Genomic DNA, 21,748 nt, shown 5'->3' with positions numbered 1-21,748 from the left:
TCTCTAAGTGGTTGATTACAAACTCCACTTTGGCACATTGATGCCGTTGATGCGAGGCCCTCTTTACGTCTGCTTTCCTTCTTAGGCCTCGTCACTCACTTGAGGTGGGAGGCGTCCATACCATCTCTGGAGGTCATTGATTAAGTTGAAAATGTAGGTGGGTGATTCGGTCGTGCCGCAGCAAGCTGCTTCAACACTTGCGTGCTTAACACCGTAAATCTCCGGCATGCGTCGAGCGGCTGGACCACCGCGGAACGGCTTTTCACAGCGTGAACGAGTGTTCAAGCAAACCGTTTCCTTCTCCGAGGACAGGCCAGTCCGATGCCGCTTTCTCGCGCAGGAACTGCGGATCCAACGGGACTTTCAATGCCGGTGCCGAGTCGTTGCCGTCGCTGATGCGCCTGTCAAATAAACCGCGGCTGCGAAAGTGCGAATGGTCAGCGGCTTCCCGCAAGGTGCTGACGACAACAGCACATGCGTCCTTGCCCTCGAAAACGCTTCGCCAGTGTGCACTATCGTGGCAAGCGATAATTTCGGCAACCGCGTCCCGCGTGCCTGCTGGATCCTTACTGTCGTCACGCCAATGGGCAGCAAGGCCAATAGCCTCGCAGAACACGTTCCAGAAGCGTTGTTCCAGCGGGGCCGCGGCGATGTGGCGACCGTCACTGGCTTGATAAATATAGTAGCGAGGCGAGCCGCCGGTTAATCTTTCACCCCCTGATTTAGGCCAGTCCCCGTAGCGCTCTCCCCGCGCAACACCCCAATAGGGAAAGGCAAAAAGATTGTCGGTGATGGAAATATCCACCCAGCTACCTTCGCCAGTCACATCCCTGCTGCGCAGCGCAAGCAGGATGTTGATCACAGCTGGCATCGTACCCGCGCCGATATCGGCTACGAGTACCGGTGGTAGCGTGGGAGAACCATCCGCCCCCTGGGACAAAGACAGCAGCCCCGATTCAGCCATGTAGGTCAGGTCGTGCCCCGCCACCTGGGCCGAAGGACCGTCCTGGCCATAGCCGGTTATGGAGCAATATACGAGCCGAGGGTTGATCTCCTTCAAGTCGCCATAACCCAAGCCGAGACGAGCCATAACGCCGGGCCTGAATTGTTCGACCAGCACATCGGCCTCGCGCACCAAGGGCAAAATTTGTTCAAGTGCCCCGGACGACTTCAGGTCGATCGCAATGCTCCTTTTGCCGCCGTTGAGCAGTGCAAAACCCAAACTGGTATCACCCCATCTGGGCAGGCCCGCGCGCAGCTCGTCTCCACCGTCGGGGCGTTCAATTTTGATGACTTGTGCACCCGCTTCCGCCAAGATCTGGGTGGCAAAAGGGCCGGGAAGCAGATTGCTGAAATCCAGAACTCGGCAATCCGACAGGGGCCTTCTGGAATTGATCTTCTTGGACATACCTTTCCTTTCAAAATTTTATGCACTGATCTTTCATGATCGACGCAACCTCTATTCGTTTGAAAGTGAGGCATGCCGTCCTGAGACCATAAAGCAAAAACGGTGCCAATGGTTCCACCATTGAGCGAGCGCAAGGCGTGGTCCCTGTCGGGCAAGAATGCTTGCCCTGGGCACAAGAGTGCCTGTATGGAAGACACTCGCGACGGAGAGCTACGGCTTACCACAACCAGCTAAGGTGATCCCGTTGTTGGCACACCTATTGCTTAAACTTCCGTACTGAAAATTCACTTACGGAGAAATGGATGTCCACGAAAGCCATGAGTCCAGGTTTACCCAAACCTATTGCTAACGCCGATTCCCAGCCCTACTGGGATGCGGCTCGCGAGCGTCGCCTCGTTATTCGCAAGTGCAACAGCTGTAGCGCACTGCACTTCATGCCGCGTCATATGTGCCCCGAATGCTGGTCCGACCAGCTTGAGTGGGTCGACAGTAAGGGTAAGGGAACGGTTCACAGCTTTTCGATTATTCGTCGAGTTTCCGATCCGGCATTCGCCCACAAGGTTCCGTACGTCACCGCCTTGATCGATCTTGATGAGGGGCCGCGCATGATGGCCAACATCCTGGGTAATGATGCCTTGTCGGTCCAGATCGGCGATCGCGTAACGTTAACGTTCGAGGATCGTGGCGACGGTGCATTACTTCCTCAGTTTGTCCGCGCCTCCAATGGAGGTGCAGCATGAAATCTCCTGCATCACTCAAAAACAAAGTAGCCATTGTCGGTGTCGGCGAGTCCGATATTGGCCGCATGCCGCATATGACGGGCCTGGGACTGAATGCACAAGCAGCAAAGCGCGCTTTGGATAATGCTGGACTGAAGGTGTCCGACATCGACGGTTTGCTGACAGCCTATTCTTTTACTGAACCGTACTTCATGTTGGGCTCCGTATTGTGTGAATACTTAGGTCTTAAGCCCAAATACAACGCATCGATGGTAGTCGGTGGCGCCAGCCCTGCCGTGATGCTCAAGCATGCCACTGAAGCTATCGCATCGGGCCAGGCAGAAACCATACTGGTTTGTGCCGGTGAGAACCGCGCGACAGGGCAAACACGTGACGCCGCCATGGCCGCTTTGCTTGCGGTGGGTCACCCGTATTTCGAACAACCCTACGGTGGATCGATCCCAGGCTACTACGGCATGATCGCGCAGCGCCACATGCACGTGTATGGAACCACCCGCGAGCAAATGGCTCAGTTGGCCGTCCAGACGCGTCAGCACGCCCTGCTGCATCCGAATGCCCACATGAAGACGCCGCTGACAGTAGAGCAGGTGCTGTCGGCCAAGCCGATCGCAGACCCACTGGGCATGTTCGACTGCTGCCTGATCTCGGACGCGGGCGGTGCGTTTATTGTGACTTCGGCCGAGCGTGCGCGTGACCTCAAGTCCAAGCCCATCTACCTGCAGGGCATCGGCGAATATCATACTCACGAGCATCTGATGTGTGCACCCAGCCTGACAGAATTCGGCGCCACCGAGTCGGGGCGCGTCGCGTACGAAATGGCGGGCCTAGGTCCGCAAGACATGGACTTTGCCGAGCTGTACGACTGCTTCAGCATCGTGCCCATGATCGAACTCGAAGAGCTCGGTTTCTGTGGCCGTGGTGAAAGTGGCCCGTTCGTAGTGGAGGGCAATACTCGGATCGGCGGCAAACTACCGATCAATACACATGGGGGCATGCTCTCGCACGCCCACGCAGGCGCGGCAGGCGGACTCTTTGGCATCGTGGAAGCCGTGCGCCAGTTGCGCGGTGGCTTGGGCGCACGCCAAGTCGAGGGCGCGGAAGTCGCCCTGGTACATAACGAAGGCGGGATCCTGTCTTCACATTGCACCCTCATCCTCGCCAACGACAAGGGATGAACGAGATCTCGATCAACTTAAATCTGGACAACCAAGGAAAAAAATGACACAAAATCCAAAGCCCCGTGGCCGCTACTTCGAAGATTTTGAAATCGGCCAGGAATTCGTCAGCCCAGCTCGAACCATCACGTCGACCGATATCGTGAACTTTGCCTGCCTGTCGGGCGATTTCAACGAAGTACATACGAACTTCGAATACTGCAAGACCACGCAGTTCGGCGAGCCCATCGCGCACGGTCCGCTGGTCTACGCGATCATGGGAGGCCTGCAATATGCCAGTGGAATCAACGATGGAACGCTGCTGGCCTTGCTACAGATCGATGGCTGGAAGATGCTTGATGCCGTCAAGCATGGCGACACAATCCGCCTGCATTCGCGGGTACTGAGCAAAAAAGAATCGAGCAAGTCGGATCGCGGCGTCGTCAGCTTCCAGCGACAGTGCATTAAGCAGGACGGCACCGTCGCACAGGAGATGACTGCCACATTGCTGTATCGCCGCCGCCCGCAGGCATGATGAGCCTTGGAGCGCTGGCCGAAGAGGACGGCGCTCCAAGGTGAACGGTGTTGGCGCGACACCGTCGCGCCAGACCAAACGAATCAACGTGGGAAACAAGAGATGTCGATAATGAATAATACGGAGTTCGGCCTCACGGAAGAGCAAAAGATGATCCGCGAGAGCATTCTGCCTATGTTGGCTGAAGTCATGCCTAGCAATAAAATTCGAGAGCTCGATGAAGCGTATGAGTTCCCCTTCGAGGCATATCAAGCCTTGGCGGATGGAGGATGGTTAGGGCTGCCTCATGAAGCCGAATATGGCGGCGCCGACGCGTCATGGAAGGATTTCACAGTATTCGTTGAAACCGTCGCATACCATAACGCTCAGCTTGCATCCGCTTGGTTGACGACCGTCATGTACGGTGGAATGCAAGTAAAACATGGCGGTTCAGAGGCGCTGAAGCAAGAAATACTTCCGGGATTGATTAAGGGTGATATTCGACTGGCACTTTGTATCACCGAACCCGAGACCGGTTCCGACGTTTCATCAATCAAGACCCCCGCCAAAGAAGATGGTGATCACTACATCATTACGGGCCAAAAAGTCTACATCACCTGCGCGCATGTAGCTGACCACTTGGTGGTTGCCACGAAGACTGACCCTGGCGCCGGACATAAAGGCATCACCTTGTTCCTGGTGAACGCCAAGTCACCCGGCATCACGATCCGACCGCTCAAGGGCCTGGGGCGCAAGATGATTCATACCAATGAGGTGTATTTCGACGCGGTCAAGGTGCCCAAAAGCAGAATTCTGGGTGGGCTGAACGGCGGCTGGAAAGCGCTGATGCGCGGCCTGAACTTCGAGCGCTTATCTCTTGCGGCGGCAGCTTGCGGCAACATGGCGCGCATTATCGATTACGCAGCCCAATATGCCAAAGATCGGACGCAGTTTGGTGAGCCGATCTCAAAGTTCCAAGCCATATCCCACAAATTCGCTGACATGCAAATCATGGCCGAAAGCTCACGGTCCCTGCTCTACCGCGTGGCCGACATGCTGGACGCTGGCGAGAACCCAACCATGCATACATCCATGTTGAAGGTGCTGGCGTGTGAAAACAACGTGCGCTGCGCAGACATGGGGATCCAGATCATGGGCGGAGCGGGCTACATGAACGATCACGAAATGCAAATGTACTTCCGGGACAGCCGGGTCGGGCCGATCGGCGGCGGCACAAGCGAGATCATGCGGTCAGTCATCGCCAAGCAAATGGGTTTGTGATGTCGTTCTAATTTATTAAAAGAAAGAGGAGACTATGTCGAAATACAAGGCTGTCAATCTATTGATAGCAGTCGCATCGGGGCTGGTTTTTGCCCAAAGCGCTGCTGCACAAGAATTCCCTTCTAAGCCCATAAAGATCATCGTGCCTTACTCGGCAGGCGGACCCACCGATATGTTGGCGCGTTCCTACGCCAAGGTACTATCAGATCTCTTAGGTCAACCAGTTGTGGTAGATAATCGGCCCGGCGCGGGTGGAAATATCGGCGTCGATTTGGTAGTGAAATCTAATCCAGACGGCTACACAATCGGCTTCACGGCGGCCGGACCGTTAGTAGTCAACGGCAGCCTATTCAGAAGAATGCCTTACGATGCAAGCCGCGATATCGCGCCGGTCGCATTTGTTGCTGCTGTGCCGAATGTTATTGCTGTGCATCCTTCGCTCGGCATTAGTAGCCTGCAAGAGCTCATTGCCAAGGCTAAATCGAGCCCAGGTTCCCTTATGTTCGCATCGGGTGGAAACGGTACCGCTCAGCACCTTGGTGGCGAGCTATTTAATTCGATGGCTGACATTAAAATTACGCACGTTCCTTACAAAGGCGAAGGGCCAGCCATCACGGATGCCATTGCCGGACATGTACCAGTCGTTCTCACGACGCTTTCTGCAGGTTTACCATTTTTCAATTCGGACCGACTTATCCCTTTGGCGGTCACGACGAAACAAAGGAGCAGCGTGCTTCCAGATGTTCCATCTGCTTCTGAGGCGGGAGTTCCGGGGTATGTTGCGGAGCCTTGGTTCGGGGTGTTTGCGCCAGCCAAAACGCCCAAGCTGATTATTCAAAAGCTGAATGAGGCGAGTAATCAAGCTATCCTGTCCGCCGAAGTATCAGAAAATATCAAGGCCATTGGTGGTTACGTTACCCCCGGTTCGCCCGAGCAATTTTCGGAGTACATGAAGGCTGAAACCCTTCGCTGGAAAGAGGTTATCGATAAGACCGGCGCAAAGGTCGATTAGTAACTTCGAGCCGGCTTGTCCCGTAAGCTGGCTACTCGCCGACGCTCATTCTTGACTCCCATTCGAGTGCGCGTTGGCTGAGGCGGCGGCCCCGACGAAGTCGGCAGGCCGACGCGTCAATGCCGCCGACAAACCTTCCCGAAATTCCGGATTGGACATGGCTAAGGCCTGGCCGAATCCCTCGAAGGCAAGCATGTCATGCAAAGACGTTTCGAAGCTTCGCGCCATGATTATCTTAGCCAGCCCCATCACTTCAGCCGGCCCCTCGGCCAGCCGTTTTGCCTCGAGCAGGCCGGTTTCGTAGAGCTCTACGTCAGAGACCACCTTTGACACCAGGCCAAGCTCAGCCGCCTCGTGTGCGGAAAAGCTGCCTCCGCTAAATAAGAAATTCTTGGTGCGCGCCATGCCGATCAGTCGGGGCAAGTGGTACATGATCGCGATGTCAGGAATGGCGCCGAGCCGGAAAAATCCGGACATGAACTTAGCGCTCTCGCCCGCGATGACGACGTCCCCCGTGAGCGCCAAGCCCATACCACCGCCCACTGCATGTCCGTTAACGCCCACGACCACCGGTTTATCGAGTGTTATCAGTGGCGTGAGCCATCGGCTCAGACTACGAAAACGGCGGTGTACGGGCCAAGGATCGCACGCGGTTTGCAAATGCTTCAAGTCGCCGCCAGAGCAAAAGGTGGGTCCATCTCCGGTCAAGAACACCGAGCGGACGGTATGATCATTGGCGGCAAGATCCACCGCCTCGCCTAGTTCCTCACGCATTTCTATCGTGAGCGAGTTTCTGCTCTTAGCGTTACTCAGTCGTATGATGAGTACCGACCCATCTCTTTCGATTCGTATCAGTTCCTGCGCCATAAAGGTCTCCTTATATTGTTGATCCGTCTTCAGCTGCCGGCAAAGGCGACTGTGGTTACTGGCGATGCCAGACTTCCCGTACCTAAAAAAGCAAAACTCATGCCAGTTGACGAACCTAATGGCCCCCAGGAGCAGGTCTACCTCAGGAATTGCGTTTTCAAGGATCGTTATAAGGGCTAGCCGAGACGGCCCCCCTTGTGTATTCTATACACGCACGTTTAGGGACGTGATTGTGTTTACAAATCATACAAATCACTGATAAGTTAAGGAAACGTATGGCGGGTGTGTTAATTCTCAACGACCAAAAGTCGGTGGCTTACGCGAGCGGCTTGGCGGCGAATCCGGCAATACAACGCCAGCTGCTGCAGGAGCTCGAGACGGGCCGTGGTCAAGGCAGTGGCATAGTCGCCTTAAATGAAGGAGGGAAATACATCGCGGTTTACCGTAGCCTGGGTGACGAGTTCGTCTTCTTGATAGAAGCAGTCGACTCCGAGTCCACGCTGTTCGGACTAGTGGCCAGTGTGGATTTTGCCGTAGCGGTGCTTACTTATCTTGTCGAGAGTCCATATCTTTCCCTTGTACTGGTTGACGACCAGGCACGTATTCGGTTTATGCCACCCGTGCACGAGAAGTTCTTTGGGTTAGAGCGAGGCGAGGCAATCGGCAAGCACGTCACCGAAGTCATCGAAAATACCAAATTGCACAAGGTTGTCCAGAGCGGCAAGGCCGAAATTGGAAAGCTGCAGGAAATGGGCGGCATCACACGGGTAGTTTCACGCGTGCCCATCAAACAAAATGGAAAGATCGTAGGTGCAATTGGGCAAGTCATGTTCAAGGGGCCCACGACAGTCCATGAGCTGTCGCAAGAGGTCAGCAAGCTTCGCTCGCAGGTTGCCTTCTACAAGAGCGAGCTTTCCGGCATACAGCAGAACGCTTACGACCTCGAGCAAATGATCGGTGAAAGCGATGCAATACGACAGCTGAAGGCCGACATTATGAAGGTCGCTCCAATGCATGTGCCCGTCTTGATAGTGGGCGAAAGCGGAACGGGTAAAGAGCTAGCGGCACAAGCGCTTCACGGCTTGAGCGCGCGCTCCAAGAGCCGCATGGTCTTTGTTAATGCGGCGGCACTGCCGAGCAGTCTGGTAGAAAGCGAACTATTCGGGTACGAAGCAGGTGCATTCACGGGTGCTGATAAATCAGGGCGGAAAGGCAAGTTCGAGCAAGCTGACAAGACTTCCCTGTTCTTTGACGAGATCGGTGATATGGCCCCGGAGATTCAAGTCAAGCTGCTGCGTGTATTGCAGGACGGCATGTTCGAGCGGGTCGGCGGCAATCGCGTGTATCACTCAGATTTCAGACTCATCTGCGCAAGCAATCGCAGCTTCCAGGAAATGATTAACGAGGGCACATTCAGGCTGGACCTTTATTACAGAATTAGTGGCGTTACCATCCGCATGCCGAGCTTGCGCGAACGGTTGGACGATATACCCGCACTGGTACCGCGTTTTCTGCTTGCCTTTGCCAATCGCCACCGCATGCCCGTGAAACGGGTCGATAAAAGAGTCTACCCCTTTTTGCAAGAGCAACCGTGGCCAGGCAACGTACGACAGCTCCTTCATGAAGTCGAAAAAGCGGCGATTTTTTCCGATGGACCTGAACTGCGCGTTGAAGATTTTCGTATGACCGGCGGCTTGCTGGAAGACGCTGCCCCAAGTGAGGCGACAAGCGGGATTAGTGCACCGACCACCCGAGTTGGGTCTCGTCATCGGCGCATACAGGATGCGGTAAATGAAGTTGAAAGGACCATGATCAGCGAGGCCATGGTCCGGCACCGCAGCAACAAAAAAAAAGTCGCCGAGGATCTTGGTATTTCTCGCGCCTATCTCTACAAGCGGCTCGCTGAAATTGCAGTGGCTTAAGTAGCTTAACCAGTACGCAGTGCGCCTATAACGGGCGCTCTACTGCCCCCCATTCCCGGCAAATGTCTTTTACATAGGCATAACGCAGCGATCTGTATGTTCTGAATACAGGCCCGGTGTGCGCCCACTGCTCTTCCGAACACTTTTGCCTTAGTCTCATATAACTCCAAAAACAGCGATATTAACCGCCGATCGCTTATGGGCGCCGGCTGCCTAGGCATTCGCTACTCCTAAAGCTAAAAAAACTTGGCATGCAGTTTGCGTAATGTCAGACGGGTGGAAGCCTTTCCACCTGGAGTCATGTAAGAGGTCAATAAAGCTCAAAGTAGGTCTAGACGAAGTCTTGGCCTACACAGAACAAAGCCATAAAGGAGATGACATGAAAAACACGCACAAGAAAGCGGGTCGCTGGGCGATATCACTGGCGGGTGCTGCAGCCATGACGACCGCCTGGGCCGCTGATTACCCCACCAAATCTATCCATATGATTATCCCTTTTGCCGCCGGAGGCCCAACCGACTCACTGGGTCGCTCTTTGGCGGATGAAATGTCCAAGGTTCTTGGGCAGAAAGTCATCGTAGAGAATAAGCCCGGCGCGGGCGGGAACGTCGGGTCGACAATGTTTGCCAAGATGCCGGCCGACGGGTACTCGATCATGATCGGTACCAACGGCCCGTTGGTTGCAAATCCGATGTTCATGAAAGGCATTTCATTCGACCCGAACAAAGACTTCGATCCCGTGTCGTTCGTCGCCTACCTTCCCAATATGATCGCCGTTCATCCGAGTGTCCCCGCCCACTCTGTCAAGGAGCTCATCGAGCTATTGAAGGCCAATCCGACCAAGTACAGCTTCGCCTCGGGGGGGTTGGGAACCAGTACCCACTTTGCCGGAGAGCTAATGAAAACCTTGGCGGGCGTGCAGATGACGCATATTCCGTACAAGGGGGACGGCGCCTCGATGCCTGACGCGGTCGGAGGTCAGGTGCCGATTGTTTTTGGAAGCATATTTGCTGCCAAACGTTTTACCGACAGCGGGATGCTCAGAGGTCTGGCTGTGACATCAAAGGATCGGGTGCCCTCGGTTCCTGATATACCAACCGTCGCCGAGTCCGGCTTGCCTGGGTACGACCTTACCGCTTGGTATGGGCTAGTCGTTCCAGCCGGCACGCCTAAACCCGCTATTAAAAAATTGAGTGAGGCGGTTCAAACCATTGCTTCGTCACCGAGTTTCCGGGAACGCGTGGAGTCCATGAGCGGGATAGCGAAGGGCAGCACACCCGAAGAATTCACTCAGTTCATTGAGTCGGAGCGTCCGAAGTGGAAGTCGCTAATCGAAGAGTCTGGAATCAAAGTCGAATAGTTCGACTGTCGGACGTATTCATCTATAAATTCTTAGTCCGATGCGAGCGTCGGCGTATCGACGCTCTCTACTGTGGACGGCATCGTTAAATGGAAGGTAAATCATGTTTACATCAGATGTGCTGAAGGGAAGAGTCGCATTAATCACCGGGGGGGCAGGCGGCATAGGTTTTGAAATCGCTGCGACCTACGCACGCCTTGGCGCGAAGGTGATGGTCGCCAGCCGAAATCAAGAACGCCTGGACGGCGCTGTTACCGCATTGGCAACCGAAGGTCTGACAATTCAGGCTATTCGGACCGACGTAAGAAATTATGAAGAGGTGCAGAGCGCGGTCGCTACCACGGTTAGCCAATATGGCGGGCTAGATATCCTGGTGAACAACGCCGCCGGAAATTTTCACTGCCCCACCGCAGACCTTTCCCCGAATGGCTGGAGGACTGTCATAGACATTGACTTGAACGGCACCTTTTATGGCTGTCATGCGGCATACCCACATTTGAAAAAATCAGAATACGGGGGCTGCATCATTAGTATTGCGACAATGCTTGGCCTAAGTGGCTGGCCCGGTGCTGCGCATGCAGGAGCAGCTAAAGCGGGCATCATTTCCTTGACGCGCACGTTGGCCGTTGAATGGGGCGACGATCAAATTCGAGTCAATACCATTTCACCTGGCCCCATCGGTGATACAGAGGGGGTACGACGCTTGTATCAAGAAACTGGGCGCGAGGAGCTGGAGCGAAAGAAGACGGCGTTGGGGCGCTTTGGCAAAAAGTCGGACATCGCCAATGCCGCAGTTTATCTGGCGTCGGATCTAGGCCAATACATTACCGGCGAGAACCTGGTTGTCGACGGTGGTCGCTGGCTGAAGTACGTAGCTGCTTAAGCCATGAGCATATCAATAGTAGCTCCATACTCCGGACTGAAAGTTCTGGACTTAAGCCAGGGCATCGCTGGCCCATACTGCGCAATGATTCTCCTGGAAAGTGGCGCAGAGGTGATTAAAGTCGAGCCCCCAACGGGCGACTGGGGGCGCAATATCGGCATCCAAGTTGATGGCATGAATTCGCTCTCTATTGCATACAACCTTGGAAAACGCTCCATCTGCATCGACGCATCGAAGGAGCATGGTCGAGCGCTCATGCATCAGCTCGCGTTGCAGGCCGATGTAGTTATAGAAAGTTTCCGGCCTGGAGTAACGAAGCGTCTCGGTTTGTCGTATGACGAACTTTCCAAGAAGCGTCCTGATTTGGTCTACGTATCGGTCACCGCCTTTGGCGCAGACGGGCCCTATGCCATGCGCCCTGGGTCTGATTCAACACTTCAAGCTATGAGCGGCATGATGGTGGTGAATAAGGATGCCAATCAAAACCCACGTAAAGTCGGGATTCTGCTGGTTGACATCACTACCGGCATCTATGCAGCACAGGCTGTCGGTGCGGCATTGTATAACCGCGCCATAAACGGGAAAGGCGCGCGCGTAGAGGTTTCTTTGCTTGATGCTGCTGCGGCAATCCAGAGCGGAGCAATTGTCGACGAGGCACTCAGTGAGGGAAACGTTTCTCAGCCGCTAAGCGTACCGGCAGGTACATTCGCAACCCAGGACGGGCACATCAATGTCACATCGCTGCATGATCGCATGTTTATCGGACTGTGCCATGCGATTGAGAAGAACGAATGGATCGCTGACAAGAGGTTTTCAACAGCGGCCCATCGGTTCTCTTATGCAGACGAGATTAACTCAGCGCTAAAACACATCTTTTACAGCAAAACCACTGCCTATTGGATAGAGACATTGAATAAACATGGGGTTGTGTGCGGGAAGGTGTCTGGATACTCAGACTTTCTCGAGGATCCTCATGTCGCGCATCGGCAAATTTTTAAACAAAGCGGGATGAACGGGCCGCACAATGTCCGCGTCGCCCGAGTCCCTGGTACGCCGCGTGAAAATACGGGAAAACGTGCTCCGCGGCAGGGTGAAGACACGCGCGAAATTCTGTCTCAGTTCGGCTTCAGTGAAAAACAACAGCAGGAGCTCTTTGACTCCGGCGCTGTTTCTGCTTGGCAGGATACGTCCAAGTAGCGGATTTGCACGTTCATTCCTCTCTCTTACTCACAGGATCAAAAAGATGCAAAGAAGACACTTCCTCAGCGTCATGCTCGCCAGCGCATTCTATACATCCAATGTTAACGCCTCGGGCAAGCCACTAAGAGTTGTCGTGCCGTTTCAGTCTGGGTCGGCTACCGATACGGCGGCACGCCTGATCGGCGACAACTTGAGCAAAGCAATGTCGCGGCCCGTGGTGATTGACAATAGGCCCGGTGCACAAGGCTTGATTGCCGCCAAAGAGGTAATCAACTCCGACCCATCCGGTGATGTTTTGCTCTTCTCCACGAACACGGCTGTCACCGGAATAAACAGTTTTCATAAAAAACCGTTCTACGATCCATTGACAGATCTATCCCCAATTACTCAGGTAGGTGAATTCCCGTTCTTTCTTGTCACTAATGCAAACCTTCCTATCAACAGTACGGAAGAGTTCATTAAATACGCTAAGGCGAACCCGGGAAAGATGAACTATGCCTCAGGCAGCTCATCGTCGCTCATTGCCATGGCGCAGCTCATTGGAAATTCTGGGTTAGACCTGCAGCATATTCCTTATAACAGCGAGCCTCCTGCTGTGATCGATCTAGTGGGCGGCAGAGTCGATGTCATGTTTGCAACCCCGACCACGACGGCGGGTTTCATACAGGAAGGCAAGCTGCGCGCACTTATAACCACAACCAAATCCAGATTGGACAAGTATCCGAACATCCCGACCATGACTGACTCGGGGTTTGAGAATCTCCCACTGGTGCCGTGGGGAGGATTCTTCGGCCCGCGCGGCATGCCACCGGCCCTACGAACACAGCTAAGCGACGTAATTACCGCAACGCTGTCCGATGCTCAACTTATCGCAGCCCTTGCCGAACACCATATAACCGTTACAACATCAAATCCAGAAGAGTTCTCTTCATTTCTTAAAGATCAACTTGCGCTGACGCTTAAGGTCGTTAAAGAGAACGGTCTTGTAAGAGATTAATAATATCGCGGTGAAATGTCTGATCTTTACCGATCCACATTCACGATTTTTACCAACTAACGAACACGATATAACGATCCACAAATTCGTTGATTGACTATTGGAGACAAAGAGAATGGAAGATTCTGGAACGATACAGCTGGAGAAAAGTGATGGATTGGCGGTTATAACGCTCGCTCATCCGAAGAAGCTCAACGCGCTTTCTTCAGCGTTACGAAAGAAATTGGGTGAAGCCTTGGCCGCCGTCAGTGAAGACGATGAGGTAAAGGTGGTGCTTCTGCGCGCAGAGGGTCGCGCGTTTTGTGCCGGAGCGGACTTGCAAGATGCGCCCGATACGCCACTCGCGTGGCGAGATCGAGTGCTGCTCGCCCAGAAACACCATATTGCGATAGCACGCATGCGTAAGCCCGTAATAGCCGCCGTTCAAGGCGCAGCAGTGGGAGGCGGGGCATCGTTGGCGCTCGTCGCAGACATTTTGATCATGGCTGATGATGCGAAGCTGGTCTTCCCGTTCGTGCGTCTGGGCGTCGTTCCCGATGGCGGCATGGCGTATCTGCTGCAAGCAAAGCTGAATGCCGCCATCGCCCTCGAGCTCTTGCTAAGCGGTGGAACCATGAAAGCCGACGAGGCGCATCGCGTGGGGCTGACGCGCCATCTCGTTCCCGCTGCAGAGTTGGGCGATTTCAGTGAGAAGTATGCGCGGAACTTATGCAAATTGCCCTGGGAGGCGGTCATGCTCACGAAGGCGCTTTGCGCGCAACAATGGGCAGCCGGATTCGAACGGACGCTGGCCCATGAGGCCGATGCCTTTGCCCTGGCATCGTCCACCCAGGGACACCAAAACGCCATGAAAGAAGTGCGTACGCGCAAATAGCGAAAAAAACCCTGATCCGACTGTTTTTCCCTAGAACTCGAATTTCACATGAGGTATACAATTGAACTTCACACCAACAGAAGAGCAGAACATGCTTCGCGCAGCGATCGCAAAGATCGTTCAATCCCAATGCACATCCGAGAAGGTTCGGCAGTGGGACCGCGACGGTATTTTTCCCGAGGACGTTTATTCCGCCATGGTGAAAGCCGGGTTGATTTCAATGGTCGTCCCTGCTGAGTACGGAGGTATGGGTAGCCCAATGTCTGACTGCATCATTCTGTATGAAGAGGTGGCAAAGCCAAGCGTAGACTTCGCAACCCGCGTTGCTCTGCAAGCATGGGGTTCTTCAATACTGGCAGACGTCGCCTCCGACGAATTGAAGCGCGCTATCCTACCTTCTGTGGCCAAGGGTGACATGAAGCTTTCCTTCAGTCTGACCGAGCCAGGGTCGGGGTCTGACGCGGCATCTCTGAGTACAAAAGCCCGGAAAGACGGCGACGACTGGTTGATCAGTGGGCAAAAATTGTTTTCCAGTGGAGCTGACGCACCGGACAATAAGATCATTCTGGCTGTCCGCACCGAACAAACCGAGAAACGGCACGAGGGTATCTCGTTATTTTTAGTGCCCAACGATCTGCCTGGTGTCACAATCCGCCGCCTTGATGTCATTGGCCGACGCATACTCGGCCTATCGGAGATTTACTTCGATGACGTACGCATCCCCGCTCGCTATCTATTGGGCGACGCAGGTAAGGGTTGGGAGTACATCGGGCGTCATCTCGAACGAGAACGCATTACGCTTGCCGCCAATTACTTAGGATGCGCCAGCAGCGCCTTGAACGATGCGGTTGACTATGCCAAAGAAAGACACCAGTTTGGTCAACCTATAGGTCATTTTCAGTCAATTGCTCACATGATTGCTGATATGGCAACCGAGTTGGAGTGTGGTCGTTGGCTTACAACGATGGCAGCTTGGCGTTACGACAACGGTTTGCCGTGTCGTAAAGAGGCGAGCATGGCAAAACTTTACGTATCTGAAATGCTCCAGCGTATAACCGCGTCGGGCATGCAAATACTGGGTGGCCATGCATACACCACAGATCATGCGATGCAGCGTCATTGGCGCGACGCACGTAACGCGACCGTGGGCGGCGGAACTTCACAGATCCAACGGCAATTAATCGCCCGTGACCTTGGTCTATAAGTGGCATTGGTATCGACGGTTACAGCTTCGGTCCAGCGCGCTCAAGCAGAACCGATCGTAACGGGCGGCGCCATGTCGTGGGCATTGTAGATGCACATAAGTTCGTAACGCATCATCGCCCCCAGCAACAAGCCATCACGCTGGCCATCGCAAAGCAACGCTTCGCGGTGCAAGGCTAGCGACAAGCTGGCGCGGTTATAGCCTTCGACTATAAGAACCCAATCTGCATAGTGGTCTGGGGCGGTTCGCCTGGTCGTCTCTGAATTGGTTGCGTCCGTCGCGTCCGCGTCTGACTCCCATAGTGACATGGAAACTATATCACCTGATTCGCGTAATCTTTGGGCGAGGGTGTCCCGAATGAATGTCCGCGCATAGTCTTTACGGCCCTCGACAGCCTTGCACTGAACGACAACGGCTGTGGCACCGACATGGCTGCCTATCGACCATGTTTCGCGACAGACAGCACGAATGACATTCTCCATTCGAGGCAAAATCCTACGTGTCGTCTCGGTGGGGTGATCAAGAACACGTCTATATTCCGGCGACAAGAGCGTGTCGATGGAATCACATTTGTACACGATCATGTAAGCAGGCTGGCTTTCGATGGCCTGATATCTTCGTGCAGAGACAACGCCCGGCACAGCAAGGCGTTCGGCCATATGCTCGTGGTGATACCAGTGATTCATTTCAGCGTCCAGCTCTGGGGGAATGTCATGCATCACCAGCAGTAAACCAGGCACATCTTCTTTCTTGTCGGTGCGTTTGCTCATCTTGGATCCGAATATTGATGGGGTAGGAGAAGGCCGCTGGTATCGTCACAATGCACAATGACTCCTCTTGAAACGCAAGTGCGCCACTGCCCGGCGCTAGCAATGGCGCGCTTTACTACCGCCCCAACCAGCTCAACGGTTGCGGCCGAGCTTTGGAGCAATGGTAGATTCACGGATCGGTAGTATATGCCTTTGGGTTTAGTTGGTCGTAATGCCAACCTTGTTGATAATGGCACCCCAGCGATCAGTTTCCTCTTTGACGGTTTTAGCGGCGTCTTCAGGCGAGCTGCCTATTGCCTCCATACCACGTGAGTTCATTGCCTCACGAAACTTAGCGCTCTGGCCAATATCCATTAACGCTTTGCTCAGGCGATCGACCACGTCTTGCGGTACGCCCGCAGGCGCAAGCACGGCATACCAACCGAATACATTGAAATCCTTCAAGCCTGACTCAGCGATCGTTGGCACGTCGGGAAGTAACGCGTTACGTGTGGTGTCAGCAACCGCGATTGGACGGAGTTTCCCAGCTTGAATCAAAGACAAGGCGCCTCCGACGGTGGCAAAAAGCGCGTCGATCCGCCCACCAACCAACTCGGTAAATGCGGGCGCCTCCCCCTTATATGGCACGTGCAGCATCTTCACGCCCGTTTGGTCTTTGAACATTTCCATGGTCAGGTGGGCGGTTGAGGCGTTACCTGCCGAACCATAGTTCAAGCTGTCCGGGTTCTCTTTTGCAACCTTGATAAGTTCGGCAATGGATTTGGGCGGCTTGTCGGGATTTCCCACGAGCACCATGGAGAACTTGGCAATCAAAGAAAGTGGCGTGAAATCTTTTAAGGTGTTGTAGGGAAGATCCTTGTGCAGCGTGGTGTTTACGCTGGCCAGGCCTTGCCCTGCCACAGCCAGGGTATAGCCGTCAGGCCGCGACTTTGCCACATAATCGATTCCGATAATACCGCCGGCGCCAGTGCGGTTTTCAACGATAACGGGCTGACCCAGACGGTCCGAGAGCTCTTGAGCAAGCAGCCTGGACAAAATGTCTGATAATCCCCCTGCCGCATACGGAGCAATGAGACGTATGGGTTTATTCGGATAGTCACTGGCCACAGCCGGCATACTCATGGTCAGGCCTGCCATCGACGTTGCGGTGGCCAGAAGCAATTTTTTTAATACCAACATTTTTTGATGTCTCCTTTGTCCGTCTGGAGCGGCGGAAAATTTGTCTAGCGTTAGAAATATGAAGTGTATGAATGGATGGGAACACTAATCAACTTGGATTAAGCAATACCGATGCCAAGTCGCTTAAGCCTCTATTAATCCCATTTCGCGACCAAGTAGTGACTGGGGGAAGCACAAATGGTGTCTGTGCGACACACAGGAAGGCTCAAGAATCTTTGTTGTAATCAACCGATAGTCCCCATCAAAACGGATACGCAGTCTCACTCGAAGAATGGGCCCTGAGGGGTCGTCCAGGCTGTAGAGTTGGTTACTCAATCTTGGCGCCAGACTCTTTGGCCATGGCTGCCCAACGGGGAATTTCACTTGAAATAAAGTCCGAGAATTCCTGAGGAGAATTGCTTACTGTTGCGCCCCCAATGTCAGTGACAGCCTTGGACACTTCCGATGACGTGAGGCTGGCCACAGCTGCCGCATGAAGCTTCTGGATCACATCAGCGGGCATTCCTGCTGGACCCGCTAGTCCGAACCAAGGTTGAACTTCATAACCCGTCAATCCCGACTCATCGAGCGTGGGCACTTTTGTCAGCAGAGCACTGCGCTGTTTGGACGTGACGGCCAACACACGCAGAGATCCAGTCGCTAGATGCGGGCCGACTGATGTATAGCTGGCAATACCGATTGGCACATGGCCACCAAGTACATCAACTACGGCTGGCGCCTCACCCCTGTAGGCAATACTTCCTAACTTAACACCGGCCATGCTGACGAAGCGCTCTCCCGCAAAATACTGGGCCGTGCCAACGCCACCGTGCGCATAGTTGTATTTCCCCGGATTGGCTTTCACCAAGCTGATGAGCTCGTGAATATTGTCTGCCTCTACGGAGGGATGCACGAATAACAAATAGGGGATCGAAAATAGCAGTGTGACGGGCGAAAAATCCTTCTCCGGGTCGTAGTTGAGACTGCTGTACAGCGTCTTGTTGGCGGCCATAGGGCCATTCGTCGCGATACCCACAACGTATCCATCTGGTGTTGATTTGGCAATCAGGTCGGTGCCGATGTTGCCGCCGGCACCAGTACGGTTCTCCACCACGACCGGCTGGTTTAGCTGCTTGGCCATTTGGTTGGCCACCGCCCGAGAGATGACGTCGGTCACGCCGCCCGCGGCATACGGCACGATCATACGTATGGGCTTGTTAGGATAGTCGCTTTCCCCAGCATTCACGGAGGTGGTGGCCAGCAGAGCTGCCGCCGCCAAGATCAAAATTCGTCTGTTCATTTTGCTCTCCATTCAGTTTCTAGTTAGGATGTTTCAGCTGTCGCATAGAAATGCACACCAAACTGTTTAAGCAATGGTCATGCCAACTTCTGCGAAAGTGGACGAACTGATAGATTGAATCACCCCGGGTTGAGGAGGCTCCTAATCTTGAGAGAAATGGTATGGACGCCTTCCACACCTGCGAGACCTAGACGGAGGTATAAGTCTTCTTAGTCCAACCGGAGATTACGATATGAAGCTGATACCTGTGGGGATTGATATTGCCAAGACGGTTATGCATGTCCACTACGTGGATGAGGGTACCGGGGAGGTCGTGAACAAGCCGATCAAACGCGCAGCATTTCTCGAGCACTTCACAAACCGATCTCCGTGCTTAATCGGTATGGAGGCATGCGGCGGTGCCCACCATTGGGCGCGACAATTGGTGAAGATGGGCCATCAAGTCAAACTGATGCCGGGCGAATTTGTCAAAGCGTTTAATATCCGAAACAAGAATGATGCGGCAGATGCCAGGGCGATTTGGCTTGCTGTGCAGCAGCCGAGTAAAGAAGTGGCAATTAAGACTGAAATGCAGCAAGCAATGTTGGCTTTGCATCGAATGCGGGAACATTTGGTCAAGTTTAGAACAATGCAGATGAACGGCCTGCGAGGATTGCTGAGCGAGTTCGGCGAGGTGTCAGCTAAAGGGCGGGCGTCACTGGACAGAGCGATACCAGACATCCTTGCTCGTATTGCCGAGCGCTTGCCGGCGGTGTTGATCGATACGTTGCGTGAGCAGTGGAACAGCTTAACAAAGCTGGATGAGCAGATTTCAGCTATCGAGCGCCGGATGCGTGAATGGAAGAAAGACGACCACGAGGTAAAAGCTATCAGCGAAATCCCCGGTGTAGGTCTGCTAACGGCGACGGCAGCGGTCGCAATGATTGGCGACGCGAAGGTATTCAAATCAGGGCGAGAGTTCGCGGCATGGGCGGGGCTAGTGCCAAGACAGACCGGCTCAGGGGGTCGGGTAAGGCTGCACGGTATCAGTAAACGCGGCGATACGTATTTACGCACCCTACTGATTCATGGTGCTCGCAGCGTGTTGATCAATGCGAAGGAGCCTGGCGCGTGGGTGGAACAGTTAAAGAGCAGGCGGCATACGAACGTAGTGATTGTTGCGCTCGCGAACAAGATTGCACGAACAATCTGGGCCGTGCTTGCTCACAACAGACCGTATCAAAAAGAGTATGTAAGCACTAAGCCAGCATAGGTTGAAAACGGTCAGATGAAGAATTGGTTCTGTGAAGGAGGAATGTCAAAGTTTGCATAGGTGTTGAGAGTGATGGCGACGTCGGTCGGACCGTGGCCCGCTAAACCTGAATGGCTCCTAGAGCTTTTAGCTCGAGAGAGGAATGAGGTGCGGGCCAGCGAATTCCATCAGGGCCCGCAGCGGACAGACCGACTGCATCAAGGCCGGATATAAAGCTGCGAACCGTTCCCGTAGCGTCGGACACACTCGAAGTTCCCTTGCAAAACGGGAGGCGTCCATATAAATGGAGCCATGAGCAAAAAACAACAGGAAAAGGGCTTCTCTCTCATAAGCGCATAAGGATCGATTTTGTTTGGGTATAGGAATCGATAGACTCAGCGCCCGATTCCCGTCCATAACCAGACTGCTTGTATCCGCCGAAAGACATGACTGGGTCGCCCTCGGCGTAGGTATTGATCCAGACACGTCCGGATTTTAGGGCGCGGGCGACTCTGTGAGCACGGCTGATATCCCGCGTCCACACTGCTGCGGCCAGACCATACGAGTTATCGTTGCCCTTGAAAACGGCGTCGTCTTCGTCTTTGAAGGAAATGATCGAAAGCACTGGGCCGAAAATTTCTTCCTGCGCGATAGCCATCTTATTGGTGACGCTGCTGAAAACAGTTGGCGTCACGAAGTAGCCCACGTCACCCATGCGCTCGCCGCCCAGGACCAACTGCGCACCTTCGCTCTGGCCCACATCAATGTAAGACAGTACCCGCTCCATTTGCTTCTCCGAGATAAGGGGGCCTAACTGGGTATCTGCCTCGAAGGGCGAGCCGACCTTGTAGGTGGCTGCCATTTTAGATACTTGCTCAGTGGCCTGTTCGACCAGGCTCTCATGTACGAACAGGCGGGTTCCAGCAGAGCATATCTGGCCGGAGTTCTTGCAGAACGCATCCACCGCAACCGTCAATGCCCTGTCGATATCTGCATCGGGGAAGATGATATTCGGAGACTTGCCGCCAAGTTCGAGCGATACTTTCTTCATATTCCCTGTGGAGGCAACAAGTATTTGTCGGCCCACGTCGGTTGATCCGGTAAAGGCAACCTTGTCGATATCCGGGTGTGCTGCAATCGCAGCACCTGCCGTCGCGCCAAAGCCCGGAACAATATTAAGTACACCCGGCGGTATGCCAGCTTCTTCGATCAGTTCGGCCAGGCGCAAAGTGGTCAGCGAGGCCTGTTCGGCCGGTTTAAGCACCGCCGTGTTGCCGCAAGCGAGCGCGGGTGCAATTTTGTTTGCTGCCATGACCAAAGGCACGTTCCAGGCATTAATCAAGCCGCATACGCCCACTGGTTCGCGCAGCATGTACTGGAAGCGGGATGCGTCCATGGGATTGGTGGTGCCAAAGATCTTTGTTGGCCACCCAGCGTAATAGCGGAAGATTTCGGCGACTTGCGCCGACCGGGCGATATTGGCGGAGAGTGGTGCTCCCATGTCCAGGGTTTCCAGCACTGCCAGCTCTTCTGCATTTTGATCGACCAGCTCTGCGATCTTGAGCAGCAGGCGGGTGCGGGCATGCGGTGAGATCCCAGTCCATGAGGATGATTCAAATGCACGCCGGGCGACAACTACAGCGGCGTCGATATCGGCGCTGCCTGCTTCTGCTATGTGAGTCAAAGTTTCGCCCGTTGCCGGATTAACTGTTGCAAAAGTCTTGCCCGATTGAGACTCTACCCATTTCCCTCCAATCAGAAGCCGCTTGGTTCCGGACTTGATCCAGTTCAGCGCTTTCTGGTGACCGGGGGCCAGGGTGCTAACGGTGGAGGAATTCTGTGTGGCCGTCATCGTGGTCATCCTTAAAAATAG

General features: G+C 54.1%; 19 protein-coding genes. 13 read left to right on the top strand and 6 right to left on the bottom strand.

Annotated elements, in window-relative coordinates; translation table 11 throughout:
* Nucleotides 1-262: 262 nt before the first annotated feature.
* Nucleotides 263-1,408 (bottom strand): CaiB/BaiF CoA transferase family protein, encoded by a 1,146-nt coding sequence (locus CR155_RS02455; protein ID WP_102068391.1) that lies wholly within the window; start codon nucleotides 1,406-1,408, stop codon nucleotides 263-265.
* A gap of 302 nt (nucleotides 1,409-1,710) precedes the next feature.
* On the opposite strand from CR155_RS02455, the gene CR155_RS02450 reads away from it, so the two are divergent.
* From CR155_RS02450 to CR155_RS02430, 5 genes are all read left to right on the top strand, one after another.
* Nucleotides 1,711-2,148 (top strand): Zn-ribbon domain-containing OB-fold protein, encoded by a 438-nt coding sequence (locus CR155_RS02450; RefSeq protein WP_233213839.1) that lies wholly within the window; start codon nucleotides 1,711-1,713, stop codon nucleotides 2,146-2,148.
* The gene (locus tag CR155_RS02445; RefSeq protein WP_102068390.1) at nucleotides 2,145-3,323 is read left to right on the top strand and encodes a thiolase C-terminal domain-containing protein; all 1,179 of its coding nucleotides are present in this window, start codon (nucleotides 2,145-2,147) and stop codon (nucleotides 3,321-3,323) included. Before CR155_RS02450 ends, CR155_RS02445 begins: the two co-directional genes overlap by 4 nt.
* Before the next feature lie 43 nt (nucleotides 3,324-3,366).
* The gene (locus tag CR155_RS02440; protein ID WP_102068389.1) at nucleotides 3,367-3,837 is read left to right on the top strand and encodes a MaoC/PaaZ C-terminal domain-containing protein; all 471 of its coding nucleotides are present in this window, start codon (nucleotides 3,367-3,369) and stop codon (nucleotides 3,835-3,837) included.
* Between the two features lie 111 nt (nucleotides 3,838-3,948).
* Nucleotides 3,949-5,097, top strand: coding sequence for an acyl-CoA dehydrogenase family protein (locus CR155_RS02435; RefSeq protein ID WP_369406162.1), 1,149 nt, complete (start codon nucleotides 3,949-3,951; stop codon nucleotides 5,095-5,097).
* A gap of 34 nt (nucleotides 5,098-5,131) precedes the next feature.
* Nucleotides 5,132-6,109 carry a Bug family tripartite tricarboxylate transporter substrate binding protein gene (locus CR155_RS02430; protein WP_102068387.1) on the top strand — a complete coding sequence of 326 codons (978 nt, stop codon included), beginning with the start codon at nucleotides 5,132-5,134 and terminating at the stop codon, nucleotides 6,107-6,109.
* Nucleotides 6,110-6,154: 45 nt separating this feature from the next.
* On the opposite strand, the gene CR155_RS02425 is transcribed toward CR155_RS02430, so the two are convergent.
* Nucleotides 6,155-6,976 carry an enoyl-CoA hydratase/isomerase family protein gene (locus tag CR155_RS02425; protein ID WP_102068386.1) on the bottom strand — a complete coding sequence of 274 codons (822 nt, stop codon included), beginning with the start codon at nucleotides 6,974-6,976 and terminating at the stop codon, nucleotides 6,155-6,157.
* Between the two features lie 275 nt (nucleotides 6,977-7,251).
* On the opposite strand from CR155_RS02425, the gene CR155_RS02420 reads away from it, so the two are divergent.
* From CR155_RS02420 to CR155_RS02390, 7 genes are all read left to right on the top strand, one after another.
* Nucleotides 7,252-8,898, top strand: coding sequence for a sigma-54 interaction domain-containing protein (locus CR155_RS02420; protein ID WP_102068385.1), 1,647 nt, complete (start codon nucleotides 7,252-7,254; stop codon nucleotides 8,896-8,898).
* A 379-nt stretch (nucleotides 8,899-9,277) separates the two neighbouring features.
* Nucleotides 9,278-10,258 carry a Bug family tripartite tricarboxylate transporter substrate binding protein gene (locus CR155_RS02415; protein WP_102068418.1) on the top strand — a complete coding sequence of 327 codons (981 nt, stop codon included), beginning with the start codon at nucleotides 9,278-9,280 and terminating at the stop codon, nucleotides 10,256-10,258.
* Nucleotides 10,259-10,361: 103 nt separating this feature from the next.
* Nucleotides 10,362-11,141 (top strand): SDR family oxidoreductase, encoded by a 780-nt coding sequence (locus CR155_RS02410; protein WP_102068384.1) that lies wholly within the window; start codon nucleotides 10,362-10,364, stop codon nucleotides 11,139-11,141.
* Between the two features lie 3 nt (nucleotides 11,142-11,144).
* On the top strand, nucleotides 11,145-12,338 hold the full coding sequence (locus tag CR155_RS02405) for a CaiB/BaiF CoA transferase family protein (RefSeq protein WP_233213838.1): 1,194 nt from the start codon (nucleotides 11,145-11,147) through the stop codon (nucleotides 12,336-12,338).
* Between the two features lie 46 nt (nucleotides 12,339-12,384).
* The gene (locus tag CR155_RS02400; RefSeq protein ID WP_158238228.1) at nucleotides 12,385-13,338 is read left to right on the top strand and encodes a Bug family tripartite tricarboxylate transporter substrate binding protein; all 954 of its coding nucleotides are present in this window, start codon (nucleotides 12,385-12,387) and stop codon (nucleotides 13,336-13,338) included.
* A 115-nt stretch (nucleotides 13,339-13,453) separates the two neighbouring features.
* The gene (locus CR155_RS02395; RefSeq protein ID WP_102068382.1) at nucleotides 13,454-14,212 is read left to right on the top strand and encodes an enoyl-CoA hydratase/isomerase family protein; all 759 of its coding nucleotides are present in this window, start codon (nucleotides 13,454-13,456) and stop codon (nucleotides 14,210-14,212) included.
* A gap of 61 nt (nucleotides 14,213-14,273) precedes the next feature.
* On the top strand, nucleotides 14,274-15,416 hold the full coding sequence (locus CR155_RS02390) for an acyl-CoA dehydrogenase family protein (protein WP_102068381.1): 1,143 nt from the start codon (nucleotides 14,274-14,276) through the stop codon (nucleotides 15,414-15,416).
* Nucleotides 15,417-15,457: 41 nt separating this feature from the next.
* Here CR155_RS02390 and CR155_RS02385 read toward each other — a convergent pair whose 3' ends face one another.
* The 3 genes from CR155_RS02385 to CR155_RS02375 form a co-directional block, all read right to left on the bottom strand.
* Nucleotides 15,458-16,186 (bottom strand): DUF4286 family protein, encoded by a 729-nt coding sequence (locus CR155_RS02385; RefSeq protein ID WP_102068380.1) that lies wholly within the window; start codon nucleotides 16,184-16,186, stop codon nucleotides 15,458-15,460.
* A gap of 198 nt (nucleotides 16,187-16,384) precedes the next feature.
* Entirely contained in the window at nucleotides 16,385-17,365 is a 981-nt protein-coding gene (locus tag CR155_RS02380) for a Bug family tripartite tricarboxylate transporter substrate binding protein (protein ID WP_102068379.1), read from the bottom strand.
* A 307-nt stretch (nucleotides 17,366-17,672) separates the two neighbouring features.
* Nucleotides 17,673-18,644, bottom strand: coding sequence for a Bug family tripartite tricarboxylate transporter substrate binding protein (locus CR155_RS02375; RefSeq protein WP_158238227.1), 972 nt, complete (start codon nucleotides 18,642-18,644; stop codon nucleotides 17,673-17,675).
* A gap of 232 nt (nucleotides 18,645-18,876) precedes the next feature.
* On the opposite strand from CR155_RS02375, the gene CR155_RS02370 reads away from it, so the two are divergent.
* Nucleotides 18,877-19,896 (top strand): IS110 family RNA-guided transposase, encoded by a 1,020-nt coding sequence (locus CR155_RS02370; RefSeq protein ID WP_102068377.1) that lies wholly within the window; start codon nucleotides 18,877-18,879, stop codon nucleotides 19,894-19,896.
* A 325-nt stretch (nucleotides 19,897-20,221) separates the two neighbouring features.
* Here the strand turns inward: CR155_RS02370 and CR155_RS02365 are convergent, their stop codons facing one another.
* On the bottom strand, nucleotides 20,222-21,727 hold the full coding sequence (locus CR155_RS02365) for an aldehyde dehydrogenase family protein (RefSeq protein ID WP_199171652.1): 1,506 nt from the start codon (nucleotides 21,725-21,727) through the stop codon (nucleotides 20,222-20,224).
* Nucleotides 21,728-21,748: the final 21 nt, after the last annotated feature.

Origin of the sequence: Pollutimonas nitritireducens (genome assembly GCF_002849615.1) — a bacterium.
GTDB lineage: Bacteria > Pseudomonadota > Gammaproteobacteria > Burkholderiales > Burkholderiaceae_B > Pollutimonas > Pollutimonas nitritireducens.
The sequence above is the reverse complement of the archived record's forward strand: the minus strand, read 5'-3'. Positions and strand labels throughout refer to the sequence as shown.